A 14694-nucleotide genomic window follows, 5' to 3' on the forward strand; every position below is an offset into this window, starting at 1 on the left:
GTAAAGTAAATAGAAATGAAAGAGGCTAATCTCGAAACGTGTTTACGTTTCTGGATTAGCTTGTTTATTTTTGTGAAACAATCGTTTAAGAAATGGTTGTTCCATGTTGGGATGACAAGAGGAACTTAATTAAGAATGTTTTGTTATAATACAGAATAAAAAATTTGAAAATTTTTTGAACAGATGCTTGACGATGGAGTGAAAAGTAGAGATAATATGATTGTGTTAGAATTTTCTTAAAATTTAGCAGTACATACTAGGAGGTGGGGGTTAAAAGAAAATGATAACGCTTACAACATAGGGGGGGATTTGTTTGGTTGGATTTTACCTCATCTTAGCCATTACAGTTGCGAGTTTGTACGTTGCTTTTCGGAAACAAAAGCCTTTCTTTTTACTCATTCCATTTTTGTCAGTCTTCGCTTACTTTTTGTTTGAAGTGATAACGTTCCCAGCGCCATTTCTCGAAACGGTCAAATTTATTTTTAACTTGGGGGTGTGTTTGTTTGAAACAAATTGATAAAAAAATTGCCGATTCATACTTCCGTGAACGCGTGCGGTTAATTGTCATTTTTTTAATTATTTGGTTTATTGTCTCGTTTGGCGTGGTCATGTTTGCGGAATCGTTTAAAAACATGACGTTTAACGGATTCCCGTTTCATTATTTCATGGGGACACAAGGGGCTGTAGTGACGTTTATCGTCTTGTTGTTTATTAATGCCAAAGTAAGCGACAGCATTGACAAAAAATACGGCATTAGCGAAGAGAGAAACGAGCAACTAAGCGCAGGAAAAACACTTGATCATTAAGAGAACAAAGGGGAAGGGGGAGCACGATGGATACACAATTTCTCGTGTCTTTATCTATCATTATTGCTTCATTTGCGTTATATATTGGGATTGCCATTTACAATAAAGCGAAAGAAACATCTGATTTCTACGTAGCAGGGCGCGGTATTTCTCCGTTTTCAAACGGTATGGCGATCGCGGCGGACTGGATGAGCGCTGCGTCATTTATCGGTATGGCCGGTACGATCATGTTGTTAGGGTACGATGGGCTTGCATACATTATGGGATGGACGGGCGGCTATTTGCTGTTGACGTTTTTGCTTGCTCCGCAACTCCGTAAATACGGTCGTTATACGGTGCCAGAATTTATTGGTGACCGTTACGAGAGCCATTCCGCGCGTCTCATTGCAGCCATTTGTACGATCATTATTTCGTTCGTTTATTCTATCGGTCAGCTTTCAGGTTCAGGGGTTGTTATCGGGCGTTTGCTCGAAGTTGATGCGAAAGTCGGCACGATGATTGGGGTTGTGTTAATTGCGTTTTATGCAGCGTTTGGCGGAATGAAAGGAATTACATGGACGCAAGTAGCCCAATACATCATTTTAATTATCGCGTATTTAATTCCAGTTGTCTTTATGTCGCTACAGCTGACAGGAAATCCAATTCCTTGGCTTTCTTATGGGAAAATTGTCGGTCAATTTCAAGAGCTAGATCAGCAGCTAGGGATTTCGCAATACGCAGAGCCGTTTTTAAAGGGAAGTAAGTGGCAATTTCTCGCCCTTATGTTTACATTAATGGCTGGAACAGCGGGACTTCCGCACGTTATCGTTCGCTTCTATACCGTATCAACGATGAAGGCGGCACGTTGGTCAGGCGCGTGGGCACTTTTATTTATCGGTTTGCTTTATTTATCAGCTCCAGCATACGCTGCATTTTCGCGCTTCATCTTATTGAAAAACGTCGTTGGGCAAAAAATTACTGAGTTGCCGGCATGGACCGAAAAATGGGTTAACACAGGGAAGTTGCAAATTGCTGATGCGAATGGCGACGGCATTTTACAATGGCAAGAGATGGTCATTAGCAATGACATCGTCGTTATGGCAACGCCAGAGATCGCAAACCTTGGCATGTTTGTCATTGGCTTAGTCGCAGCTGGTGCGATGGCAGCGGCGTTGTCGACAGCGGGTGGCTTAATGATTGCCATTTCATCATCGTTTGCTCATGACATTTATTATCGTATTTTGCGCCCGAACGCATCTGAACAAAATCGGTTGCTTGTTGCGCGCATTTCGATTGTTGCAGCGACGGTGTTAGCTGGTTTAGTCGCGTTAAATCCTCCGGGCGTGATTACACAAATTGTCGCGTGGGCGTTTGCAATTGCGGCGAGTACGTTTTTCCCTGCCCTTGTGCTTGGCGTATGGTGGAAGCGCTCAAACTCTGCAGGTGCAATTGCAGGCATGCTTGTCGGTTTAATTGTTTCGTTAAGCTACATTTTAGCAGCGAAATACGGCGGGTTTTCGATTGCCGGCATTGTTGATACAGGTGCAGGTGTATTTGGTGCTGTGGCTGCGATTGTGGCAAATGTCGTCGTATCTTTAATGACGAAAGAGCCTTCGCAAGCTGTACAAGAAGAAGTGTACGACCTCCGTTATCCAGAGCAAATGACATATAAAGACGGCCAAGTGTGGATGAGATAATGTAAAGGCATCTGTGTATACAGATGCCGTTTTTACGAGGGAGGGGAAAGAATGCATCCACTATTTAGCGGTTTGTCAACAGAAGAAGTCGATCGACTCGTTGCCAAATGTGAGCAAAAAACGTTTGAAAAAGACGATGCGATTTTAGGAAAAAATGAGCGGCGTAAAGGGCTTGTCTTGTTGCTTGACGGGGTGGCGGAAGTGTATGTCGAGCACGAAGGATATGATGAAGTGCTTGAAGTTGTGCAAAAAGGTGGAATCATCGGATTTTCAAGCTTAGCTCATTTTTTAGGTGTATCGAAAAGTGAAGGAAAAGAAGAACTCGTTGCCGTACGGGCGGCGGAACGATGCGAAGTGCTTGTCATGCCATTTTCTGTGTTAACGCGGTTATGGGATGACCCGAACGTACATGACTATTTGCTTGCGCAGGCGTGCGTCCGCTTAAAAGATGTGTATGTATCGCTTGCTGAACAAATTAAGCAGGCGCGTAAATTTGGGGATTCGACATCGTTTGTTGTTCCTGTGCAAGATTTAATGGTTCGTGATGTTGTTACTTTACCGCCAACAGCAACAGTACAAGAAGCTGCAAAAAAAATGGCGGAGACGCATATTAGTTCCATTGTTGTGACGGACGAACAAAAGTTATGCGGCATCGTTACTGAAACCGATCTTGTCGAACGAGTGCTTAGTTGCTCGCTCCCGTACGATACGGCCATTGAACGAGTGATGACAAAAGATGTCGCAACGATTTCACGATTCGCGTATTATTACGATGCGCTTGCGATGATGATTGAGCGCGGAGTAAAACATTTGCCGGTTGTTGACGATGAAAAAGTACAAGGAATAGTGACGTTTTCTGATTTAATGCGAAAGAAAAATGAAAGCATGATGCGCACGATTCAACAAATTGATCATGCTGATGAGCGAACGTTGCCAAAAATGAAAATGGCCATTTATGAACTGTTAGGAACGATGTTGCGCGACCAAGTACCGATTGCCCAATGTTTAAATATGATTACGAAACTATATGATCGCCTTGTGTTGCGTTGTATGGCGTTGGCGCTAAACGAAGTCGGAGAGCCGCCGTGTCGTTTCGCTTTTTATCAAATGGGATCAAGTGGGCGGAGGGAACAGTTTTTATTAACTGATCAAGATCATTTTCTTGTGTATGAAAGCGAGGAGCACGCTGCGTATTTTTCGAAGCTCGGTGAGGCGATTGTACGTGTTATGGAGAAAGCTGGTTATGAACGATGCAAAGGAAAAATGATGGCGAATGAAGACGCATGGCGCGGTTCGCTTGAAACGTGGAAAGACCGATTGCGCGAATGGATGATTCACGCGACAAATGACAATTTGTTGTTAGCGCAAAACTTTTTTTCATATCGGTTTGTATATGGGGATATGGACTTGCATCGCACATTTGAACAACAAATTCGTGAACAACTCAATCGGGCAAAAATTTTCTTTTTTCGCCTCGTTGAGATAGAAAAACAAAATGAGATTCCAACGCTTGATCGTCCGATTCGTTCTATTTTTGGTCTTGAGCGAAAAACAATCGATATGAAAAAAGAAGTGCTATTTCCTTACCATCATAGCGTGCAAATTTTATCTTTAATTCATGGAATTGTATCCGGTACGCCGTTTGAGCGAATGGAGAAGCTAAGAGAGAAGCGTGTGTTGTCTCCATCGTTTGTAAAAGATGTACAAAAAGCGGCCGAAAACGTGCTAGCTATTTACATTCGCCATAAATGGAATCATTATAAAGCGAATAAACAATCGTCGTCTGTCTTATCGTTTACAACGATGACGACAAGAGAAAAAGATGAACTCATTTTAAGTTTAAAAACGTTAAAGCAACTACAAGCGCAATTATTTTCTCATTTTTAGGGGGGATGGTCATGTTTTTTTTACGAAAGGCGATTGATTACAAGTTAAGCGACGACATCCCGTTATCAGCACCGATTGATGATATTGTTTTTACCGTATTTGATACAGAAACGACAGGCTTTAACGTGGCAACGGCTGATCGTCTCATTGAAATTGGTGCGGTGCAAGTGAAAGGGACGAAGGTGCTGGAAGACGAAACGTTTCATACGTATGTGAATCCGAATCGCGATATCCCACCGATTATTGTTGAATTGACAAACATTACAGAAGAAAAAGTGAAACATGCCCCTACGGCGATTGAGGCGCTGCAACAATTTTTCAATTTCGTTGAGCAAAAACAAAGCGCCTGTTTTGTTGGGCATTACATTTCGTTTGATTTATTTGTCATAAAGCATGAGTTGCGCAGAGAAAAAATGAAATTTCACAAGCCGACATTTATCGATACGCTCGATTTAATCGGTTTCATTGCACCGTCGTATGATATGCGCGACTTAGAGCGATATGCCCAAGCGTTCGGCACGCGTATGTACGAACGTCACTCCGCCCTTGGCGATGCGCTAACGACCGCGTATTTATTTGTGGAGCTGTTACAACAATTTCGGCTGCGTGGATATGAAACATGGGGAGAATTGCTGCGGGCAACCGATAGCCAAATGCGCTCATTGTCATTTTAACGGGGAGAGCCCCCGTTTTCTTTTTTTTACCCACCTAGGAGAGGCAAGACGTGATCGTTTGCACGACAATGTCCTACTTGCTTGTTTTTTTATTTTAAAATATAATACATTTAGAATTTTTTTAATTTTAAAATGAATGACTATTCATTCATTAAGGGGTGGGGAGAAAATGAATTTAGTTTCACGGTTAGAACAAATCGCATTGCAAAAGCCGGACAAGCGGGCATATGTGTTTGAACAAACGGAGGCGACGTATGGCGAGTTGAACGGGGCAGTTATGAAGTTTGCGAGCGGACTAGCAAAGCTAGGGGTAAACAAAGGGGATCATGTGGCATTGTTATTAGGCAATTCTCCATATTTTGTTGTCAGTTTGTACGGGGCGATGCGCGCCGGGGCGACGGTCATTCCAATCAATCCGATTTATACGCCCGATGAAATTCATTACATTTTAACAAACGGTGATGTGAAAGTAGTCATTGCGCTCGATCTCGTCATTCCGACATTGATGAAGCTTGACGGACGCTTACCGAGCGTCGAGCATATCATTATTTGCGAAACGCCGCAAGGAAAAGAACATGGCATCGTTTTGCCTGAAAAAATGAAATCGTTTACAACGGTATTAGCGACAGGTGAAGTTCCGTTTTTCGGCCCGGCGCTCCATGATGACGATGTGGCAGTCATTTTATACACATCGGGAACGACGGGGAAACCGAAAGGGGCGATGTTGACGCATAAAAATCTTTACAGCAATGCCCAAGATGTAGCGGACTATTTAAAAATTAACGAAGACGACCGTGTCATTGCGACGTTGCCGATGTTTCATGTCTTTTGTTTAACGGTGGCGCTCAATGCACCGCTTATGAATGGCGGAACGGTGCTTATTCTTCCGAAGTTTAGTCCCGGAGACGTATTCCGAATCGCAAGCGAGCAAAAGGCGACCGTTTTTGCAGGCGTACCGACGATGTACAACTTTTTATATCAATATCCCGACGGAAAGGCAGAACATTTTTCGCACATTCGTCTATGCATTTCTGGTGGGGCATCAATGCCTGTAGCGCTATTGAAAAATTTCGAGAAAAAGTTTCAAGTGATCGTTTCCGAAGGGTATGGACTTTCAGAAGCGTCGCCAGTTACATGTTTTAATCCGCTCGATCGTCCGCGTAAACCGGGCTCGATTGGAACGAGCATTATAAACGTCGAAAATAAAATTGTGAACGAATTAGGTGAAGAAGTGCCGGTCGGCGAAGTAGGTGAACTGATCGTACGCGGACCGAACGTGATGAAAGGATATTATAAAATGCCGGAAGAAACGGCGCATACGATTCGCGACGGTTGGCTATATACAGGCGACTTAGCAAAAATGGATGAGGAAGGATATTTTTATATTGTCGATCGGAAAAAAGATATGATTATCGTCGGTGGGTATAACGTATATCCGCGTGAAGTGGAAGAAGTATTGTATAGCCATCCAGATGTTGTTGAAGCGGCTGTCATTGGCGTCCCTGATCCGAATTTTGGTGAAGCGGTGAAATGTTATGTTGTGAGCAAAAATAAACAGTTGACCGAACAACAGCTCATCGCGTATTGCAGCGAACATTTAGCGAAATATAAAGTGCCAAGTTCAATTGAATTTTTAGATGAATTACCAAAAAATACGACAGGAAAAATTTTAAGACGGGCGTTAAAAGAACAAGTCGTCTCTCAAAGCGGTGCACAATAAGCACCGTTTTATTTTTTTTATAAAAGTTTTAAGAATTTGCTTGATATTTAGAAAATATATTTGTATAATTTAACGCATAAAAGCGAAACAGTATAAAAGTGAGGGGGATACAGATGAAGTGGTTAAAAACGTGTGGAGCGTTGTTGTTTGCAGGTAGCATGCTCGCGGGATGCTCTGGGGACAAAACGGGAACAGAAACGAGTGGAGAGAGCGGGAAAACATATAAAATTGGCGTGACGCAAATTGTTGAACATCCATCGCTCGATGCAGCGTTTAATGGATTTAAAAAGGCGCTTGAAGATAAAGGTCTAAAAGTCGAATACGATGTGCAAATTGCGCAAGGAGATATGAACAATAATCAAACGATCGCAAACAACTTCGTCGCGGATGGAGTCGATTTAATTTTTGCGAACTCAACACCGAGCGCGCTCGGGGCGCTAAATGCAACGAAAGACATTCCGATCGTTTTTACGTCGGTAACCGATCCGGTTGGGGCGAAGCTCGTGCAATCGATGGAAAATCCGGGTGGCAATGTAACAGGAACGACAGATACACATCCAGATGCGATTCCGAAAACGGTGCAGTTTATTGACCAATTTGTTAATGGAAATCGCGTCGGTATGATTTACAATGCCGGCGAGCAAAACTCGGTTGCGCAAATTGATGCGGTGAAAAAGGCGATGGAAGGCACGGATTTAACGATTGTACCTGTTTCTGTATCGACATCAGCAGAAGTGAAACAAGCAGCCGAATCGCTCGTTGGCAAAGTTGATTGTTTTTATGTCATTACGGATAATACCGTCGTCTCAGCGCTTGAGTCGGTCATTCAAGTGGCTAACGATCAAGATATACCTCTTTTCGTTGGTGAGTTAGACTCGGTAAAACGCGGTGGTTTTGCAGCTTACGGCTTTGACTACTACGATATCGGTTATGAGGCAGGCGTGATGGCAGCTGACATTTTAGAAGGAAAGAAAAAGCCATCCGAACTTCCGGTGCAATATCCGCAAAAGTTAAAGCTTGTCATCAATAAAAAAGCAGCGCAAGAGATGGGTGTGGAATGGAGAAGTGAATGGGATAGCATGGCGGAATTCATTGAATAACGTAAAGGATGGATCGTATGATTACAGCATTGTTTAGTTCTGTAGAAGCAGGATTGTTATATGCGCTAATGGCGCTTGGTGTATATATATCGTTTCGAATTTTAGATTTTCCCGATTTGACGGTCGACGGAAGTTTTGTGACGGGAGCAGCTGTTGCTTCCGTCTTCATCGTCGGCGGTGTCCACCCGTTTGTCGCTTCACTGGCGGCGCTTGGTGCCGGATTTTTGGCTGGGTGCACGACCGGTCTTTTGCATACGAAAGGAAAAATTAACCCGTTGTTGTCCGGCATTTTAATGATGATCGCCTTATATTCGATCAATTTGCGCATTATGGGAAAACCGAACGTGCCACTTTTGCAGCAAGAAACGGTTATGACGATCATGGCAAAGCAATTTCAACGAATGGATGAAGCGCTAGCGACGATCGTTCCGTTCGTTCCGAAAACATGGGCGGTTATCGTTTTTGGAACGTTGTTAGTAGTGATCGTTAAAGTCGTTATTGATTTGTTTTTAAAAACGGAAGTCGGGTTAGCGTTACGAGCAGTCGGCGACAATAAAAAAATGATTGCTAGTTTTTCAGGCAATACAGACCGTTTAACGATTTTAGGGCTAGGGTTGTCGAATGCGCTCGTTGCGTTTTCAGGCGCTCTCATCGCACAATATAGCGGATTTAGTGACATTGGCATGGGCATCGGAATGATTGTTATCGGTTTAGCGTCGGTCATTATCGGGGAAGCGTTGTTTGGCGCTAAAACGATTGTGCGGGCGACGCTGGCTGTTATTTTAGGGGCAATCGTTTATCGCATCGTTATTACGCTGGCGTTGCGTGTGCAATTTTTAGAAACGGGCGATGTGAAGCTCATTACAGCATGTATCGTCATTTTAGCGCTCGTCGTTCCGCAAATGGTGGCAGCGCGTGCGGAAAAGCAGCGAAAAGCGAGAAAGCGGGGTGCGTCTGTTGCTTCAACTCAAGCAGATTACGAAAGTGTTTAACGAAGGAACGATCGATGAGAAAGTGGCACTAAAACATATCGAACTTTCGCTTCAGCCGGGAGATTTCGTTACGATTATCGGCAGCAATGGAGCCGGGAAATCGACGTTAATGAATATCATTTCTGGTCGCCTCTCTCCAGATACAGGCGAAGTTATGATTGATGGCAAGCATGTGACGACGATGAGCGAACATGATCGAGCGCGTTATATCGGTCGTGTATTCCAAGACCCGATGGCAGGAACCGCGCCCAATATGACAATTGAAGAAAACTTAGCGATCGCTTATAACCGAACAGTCAAACGGACGCTTCGCTTTGGTGTGACGAAAAAGCGGCGCCAATTTTTTAAAGAAACGCTTGCTACGCTTCAACTCGGATTAGAAAATCGTCTCCATGCAAAAGTCGGTTTGTTATCTGGCGGGGAACGACAAGCGTTATCGTTGCTTATGGCGACGTTTACGAAACCGCATGTGTTGTTGCTTGATGAACATACGGCAGCGCTAGACCCAGCACGCGCCCAACTCATTACTGATTTAACGAAACAAATTGTTGAACAACATCGTCTTACGACGTTAATGGTGACGCATAATATGGAACAAGCTGTCCAATTAGGAAACCGACTTATTATGATGGATGGTGGACAAATCATTTTTGAAGCAAGTGGCGAAGAAAAGAAAAAACTGACTGTCGAAAAGCTTTTACAAGAGTTTCAACGCATTCGCGGCAGTCAGTTCGCGAGCGATCGCGCCGTGCTTGTATAAAAAATCCCCGAGTTACATCGGGGATTTTAATGTGTGAACGATTTGTTGTAATGATGCGATCGTGTTTGGCAGTTGTTCAAGCGATACCGGTCGGCTAAAGTAAAAACCTTGCAGTTGTTCGCACTGTTTTTCGATTAAAAATTGCGCTTGTTGTTCCGTTTCAACACCTTCAGCTGTTACGGTTAATCCTAATTTATGCGCTAAGGAGATAATCGCGCCCACAATTTCTTTGCTTTTCTCATTGTTTATCATGTTTTGAATAAATGAGCGGTCGATTTTTACTTCATCGATCGGGAAGCGATTTAAATATTCAAGCGATGAGTAGCTGACGCCAAAGTCATCTACCGCAATAGAAAAACCGAGTTTCTTTAAACGTTCTAACGTTGTCACGACGCGTTCAGGATTTTTAATAATTGTCGTTTCTGTAATCTCAAAAATAAAGCAAGAGGCATCGCAATGTTCTTGTTGCAAAATATGTTCAATATCTTCAACGAGCTGCTCGTCTAAAAATTGTTTTGCCGATAAGTTGATGGCGATTTTTATACACCAAGCGGCACTTTGACGTAGAAAAGAAAGATCGCGACACGCTTGGCGCAACACCCATTTCCCGATATCGTAAATGACGTTCGTTTCCTCTGCCATCGGAATAAACTCTGCAGGGCTCACTAAGCCAAACTGCGGATGTTTCCAACGAACGAGCGCTTCCAAGCTATATGATTGCTCGTGGACATTGACTTTTGGCTGATAAAGTAAAAAAAGCTCTTCGTTTTCTACAGCTAACGGAAGGGCATTTTCAAGCTGAATTTTTCGGGTAAAAACGTCTGACATATGCGGTTCGTATCGCTTAATGATATTCGTTCCTTCCATTTTCGCAAAATATAGTGCCTTCTCTGCGTTGTTCAATAACGTTTCCGCACATAATTGGGCGTCGTATGCGTAGCTTATCCCGATATGAATGCCGATTCGAATCGGTTGGTGATCGATCACATACGTTTCTTGAAGAGCTTCTTTGATTACGTCGGCAAGTTCAATGACTTCCTTTTGTGTTTCATATGAAAGGGCAACTGAAAATTGATCGCCGTTTATTCGCGTCCATATCGCCTTACAATGAATCGCTTCATGAAGACGTAGACCGATTTGTTTTAATAGCTCGTTTCCGTTTTCATAGCCGAGGAAACTGTTGATAAATTTAAATTGGTACACGTCAATTAAAAGAACGGCTACGCCCTCGTATGACAAAAGAAGCTCTGTCAATTTTTCGATAAATTGTTCTCTTTCTAAATATGTTTCTTCTTGTTGTTTGGGCGCAATCGGTTCGATTGGTTTAATGATCATTAACTCGACCCGTTCTTTTTCGTATGGAAATGGGAGTACACCAATTTGTACGGGGATCGTTTCTCCGTCTAGAGCTGTGATCGTTGTTTGTTTATTCGTATGAATGAATTGGTGAATGGGCTTGTTTTTCACATCGTCCAATGTTGATGCCTTGAGCGTATGGAGAGCAATCGGATTGGCGTACGTCAGGCGCTCGTTCGTACACATCATCATTGCCTTTGGGAAAGCTTCCACAATATGACGGTGCAATTTTTCGCTTCGGTTTAACTGCTTTTGCGTTTGGATGAGGTCCGTAATGTTTAAAAGGCTAGCAAAACCAGCGATAATGTTGCCGTTTTTGTCTAACAAAGGCGATGCATTCACGGAAACGTATATCGTTTCATGATGTTTCGTTTTCATCGTCAAGCGAATCGTATGTAGCGGCTTTCCTTCGCCTAATCGTTCTAACGTTTGTTCAATATTTTCTTTATGCACAGGAATGACATCGAAAAGCGTTTTGCCGACTACTTCTTCTTTTTGTACGCCAAATAAACGTTCCATTTCGCGATTCACACCGCATAAGTCAAATAAAATAAAAGCTTCTTGAGAGTACGTAAATAAAGATTCGATCAATTGATTCGCTTCTTCTACCTGCTCTTCTTTTTGTAGCATATCGGTAATTTCACGCGTGCATGCGACGATATAGGATACTTCATTGTTGTCGTTTAAAATAGGGATTAACGTAGATTCCGCAAAACGTATCCCTTCTACATTCATGCGATCACGAAATGTAATGACCGATTTGGTTTGCGTCGCCTTCGTGTATTGTTCATTTAGACGGTTTGCAACGCGATGATCATATATATCTTCGATGCATTTTCCGATATCTTTTTCCGTTAAGCTTGCTAAATGGAGAGCGGCAGGACTGACGCACTCATAGCGAAAGCGCGAACCTTCTTCGACTTTCATTAAAAATACGATATCAAATAATTGATCCATGATGTGGAACAAAAGTTGTTCATCTGTACAAAGGGCATGTGACGCGGGTGGGTGGTTCTCCACTTCGAGCCCCTCCTTTTGGATAGAAAAATAGAATATATGTCTATTATTGTCGAAAGATGTTGATTTTTCAATACTTATAAGTTTGCCCATTCACTTTGCATTTGCACGATCCATTCGATGCTTTTTTGATAAATGGCGAATGCTTCAGACGTAGGGATGTTTAGCGCCTTCGCCAATTGTTTCGTTTGCTCGTTATCGTTTGTCTCGAGTGAGAGAACGAGCTCAAATAAAGAGGAATATAGCGGATGACGCCCCTCTAATGCTTGTTGAATAATTTCATCGACATGTAGCTCTTCCAATACGTCATGCAAAGGCCGATCCAATAGTAGATGCAAAGAAGAACAGATGCCCATAAAGAACAGCATCTCTTTTTCATCGCTTACACCAACAAAATGGGCAAGCTGCTCAAGTGTTTTTGCCCTTAGTAGACTATTGACGATGACTTCATTTTTAAACGGCTCGTTCGGCTGTTGAAAGGCAAGAACGGTCAACCAGCTTTTTAAATGATTTGTTCCAAGCAAAATCGCCGCATGACGAATTGATTTAATTTTTGGTGAAGAAGATAGAAAAAAAGAATTTACAGTTTTTAATAAACGATAAGTTAATGAAGGATCGTGTTCAATCGCTTCAACAATCTCCTCGAAGTTTAATTCATTTTTATTTAATTGTTTTAACAAAGAGAAATGAGAAGCGTGCGACATTTTTGGAAGTGATTTTTCTTTTACGACGATTGGTTTACTGAAAAAATATCCTTGGAAATATACGAATCCGCTTCGTATGGCTTCAGCCAATTGTTCGCTCGTTTCAATTTTTTCGGCAAGTAAATGAATATGGTGAGAATGAATGACAGAATAATATGCCTTGTAATCATTGGAGCGAGAAAAATCGACTTTAACAATATCAATATAAGGGAATAAAGGAATGTATTCTTCTGAGAAAATAAAATCGTCTAACGCGATGGTGTATCCCTCTTTTTTTAGCTCCTTGCAAATTTGCAAGAGTTCATGCGAATAAGGGATTGTTTCGAGCACCTCGACAACAATTAAATTTTTCGGAAAATGGAACGGAATGCGTCTTTTTAACAATGTTTCTGTGAAGTTAATGAAACATCGTGCTCCATTTGTTAGCCTGTCAATTCCAATGTTCATAAAGCTATTGATGAGCACGTCCATTGTCGCTCTATTTCCGTCTAACGCGTTATAAAAGTTTTTTTCTCCGCTTCTGTAAAGTAATTCATAACCGATGACTTCATATTTTTTATTAAAAATCGGTTGTCTCCCTACAAAAATATCCATGACGATCCCCCGAATGATAAAGATGACTGAACTTTGCAATTAACTGCGAACGACGTTTGACGTCCAGTTTTTGAAACACATGGTTAATATGATTTTTAATCGTATGTTTGCTCAAAACGAGTTCGTTTGCAATTTCTTGATTGCTATATCCTTTTAGTAAAAGGAAAAATATTTGTCTCTCTCTTTCTGATAGTTGTTCAACTTCTTGGGCGAGTTGTTGCTCGCTATATTTTTTTTGAATGATAAGCGTAAGTATTTCAATTAAGCATTCGACGTACATATGATTGTCTGGATGGTATGGATGGGAAATAAGCAAACGAACAGAACTATGGTTTGTGCCTGTTTGAATAGGATAAACGATCCATGACGTTGAATCGTAACGTACTATAGTCGTTTCTGACATACTAAAAATATGCCGCTTAATCATAGATTCGTTTTTATAAAAAAAATATTTGACATCTTCTGATGAGCAGCTCGAGAAAATGAACGAGTCGTTTAAAACGAGCACAATCGGTCGGTTGATTTGTTGTTCAAAACAACAAATAGTCGTTTTAAATAAGTTTGTACAGTCCAATGAAGCGTCTCCTTTCTATATAGACAAGAAAAAAGCGATCTGAAGTGTTTAGCTTCTTATCGCTACATCAACATATTTTATATTTTTTGTTAATAATAGGTTCACTACATTCACAATTTTGGCATCCCACTTTGTCCCGCTTTCTTTTAATAAAGTTTCAATTGCTTCCATTTTACTTTTACTTTTTCGGTACGGCCTAGATGAGGTCATCGCATCAAATGCATCTACGGCTGAGATGATTTTTGCTAGCAAAGGGATCTCATCTTGTTTCAAACGGTTAGGATATCCTGTTCCGTCTACATGTTCTTTATGAAATCGAATGGCGTCTAACATCTCTTCATTTTCCGCTCTTAATGTCGCTTTGGCTATAAAGTAGCTAATGTTCGGATATTGTTGAATAAATGAAAATTCATCTTTAGATAAAGGTTCTTTTTTTAATAAAATATAGCTAGGTATACCTATTTTTCCAATGTCGTGAAGAAGGGCAGCTTGATACAAGCTATGTAGCTGATGATCGTTAAGACCGAGATATTCACCAATTCTCAAACAATAATTTGCAACGCGGTGAGAATGTTCAGCGATGTACCGATATTCATCATTTTCCCGTCCAATTGTATGCAACAGCAAAAAAATTTGTTTTGTCCGATCGTTATATGCATTGAACGTGTGAACGAGAGAGGAAAATTCGTCAATATAAACGTTCGGAATATAGTCGTCCGCGATGTTTTGTTGCAAGGAATCGATCGTGTGCGTTATATGCTTTGTCGTCGTATAACTAATAAATAAGTAAAACATTATCAAAGCGACTAAAAAAAGAATGGAGGAGTACAAAAA

13 protein-coding genes are annotated in these 14694 nt (G+C 41.7%); 9 read left to right on the plus strand and 4 right to left on the minus strand.

Annotated elements, in window-relative coordinates:
* Window positions 1–313: 313 nt before the first annotated feature.
* The 9 genes from V7Z64_RS07155 (at window position 314) to V7Z64_RS07195 (ending at window position 9615) form a co-directional block, all read left to right on the plus strand.
* Complete coding sequence (locus tag V7Z64_RS07155; protein ID WP_297990113.1) at window positions 314–517, plus strand: hypothetical protein; 204 nt, start codon at window positions 314–316, stop codon at window positions 515–517.
* A complete protein-coding gene (locus V7Z64_RS07160) occupies window positions 504–806 on the plus strand; it encodes a DUF4212 domain-containing protein (RefSeq protein ID WP_297990111.1) in 303 nt (100 codons plus the stop codon). The genes V7Z64_RS07155 and V7Z64_RS07160 overlap by 14 nt, the downstream gene beginning before the upstream one ends.
* A gap of 26 nt (window positions 807–832) precedes the next feature.
* Entirely contained in the window at window positions 833–2482 is a 1650-nt protein-coding gene (locus V7Z64_RS07165) for a sodium:solute symporter family protein (RefSeq protein ID WP_297990108.1), read from the plus strand.
* A 51-nt stretch (window positions 2483–2533) separates the two neighbouring features.
* Window positions 2534–4369, plus strand: coding sequence for a DUF294 nucleotidyltransferase-like domain-containing protein (locus V7Z64_RS07170; RefSeq protein ID WP_334109884.1), 1836 nt, complete (start codon window positions 2534–2536; stop codon window positions 4367–4369).
* Between the two features lie 11 nt (window positions 4370–4380).
* Complete coding sequence (locus V7Z64_RS07175; RefSeq protein WP_334109886.1) at window positions 4381–5043, plus strand: 3'-5' exonuclease; 663 nt, start codon at window positions 4381–4383, stop codon at window positions 5041–5043.
* Window positions 5044–5212: 169 nt separating this feature from the next.
* Window positions 5213–6763: a fatty acid--CoA ligase family protein gene (locus tag V7Z64_RS07180; protein WP_297989459.1), complete on the plus strand. Its 1551-nt coding sequence runs from the start codon at window positions 5213–5215 to the stop codon at window positions 6761–6763.
* A 113-nt stretch (window positions 6764–6876) separates the two neighbouring features.
* Entirely contained in the window at window positions 6877–7863 is a 987-nt protein-coding gene (locus tag V7Z64_RS07185; protein ID WP_297989457.1) for an ABC transporter substrate-binding protein, read from the plus strand.
* Window positions 7864–7880: 17 nt separating this feature from the next.
* Window positions 7881–8855 carry an ABC transporter permease gene (locus V7Z64_RS07190; protein ID WP_297989455.1) on the plus strand — a complete coding sequence of 325 codons (975 nt, stop codon included), beginning with the start codon at window positions 7881–7883 and terminating at the stop codon, window positions 8853–8855.
* Window positions 8821–9615 carry an ABC transporter ATP-binding protein gene (locus V7Z64_RS07195; protein WP_297989462.1) on the plus strand — a complete coding sequence of 265 codons (795 nt, stop codon included), beginning with the start codon at window positions 8821–8823 and terminating at the stop codon, window positions 9613–9615. The genes V7Z64_RS07190 and V7Z64_RS07195 overlap by 35 nt, the downstream gene beginning before the upstream one ends.
* Before the next feature lie 12 nt (window positions 9616–9627).
* On the opposite strand, the gene V7Z64_RS07200 is transcribed toward V7Z64_RS07195, so the two are convergent.
* The 4 genes from V7Z64_RS07200 to V7Z64_RS07215 all read right to left on the minus strand — a co-directional run.
* Window positions 9628–11991 (minus strand): EAL domain-containing protein, encoded by a 2364-nt coding sequence (locus tag V7Z64_RS07200; protein ID WP_297989453.1) that lies wholly within the window; start codon window positions 11989–11991, stop codon window positions 9628–9630.
* 74 nt (window positions 11992–12065) lie between these two features.
* On the minus strand, window positions 12066–13286 hold the full coding sequence (locus tag V7Z64_RS07205) for an EAL and HDOD domain-containing protein (RefSeq protein WP_297989451.1): 1221 nt from the start codon (window positions 13284–13286) through the stop codon (window positions 12066–12068).
* Window positions 13252–13860 (minus strand): response regulator transcription factor, encoded by a 609-nt coding sequence (locus V7Z64_RS07210; RefSeq protein ID WP_297989449.1) that lies wholly within the window; start codon window positions 13858–13860, stop codon window positions 13252–13254. Before V7Z64_RS07210 ends, V7Z64_RS07205 begins: the two co-directional genes overlap by 35 nt.
* Window positions 13861–13908: 48 nt before the next feature.
* Window positions 13909–14694 (minus strand): HD-GYP domain-containing protein (locus tag V7Z64_RS07215; RefSeq protein ID WP_334109891.1); only part of this gene is annotated, 786 nt, incomplete at its 5' end.

It is taken from the genome of Anoxybacillus sp., assembly GCF_036834105.1.
Classification (GTDB): domain Bacteria; phylum Bacillota; class Bacilli; order Bacillales; family Anoxybacillaceae; genus Anoxybacillus.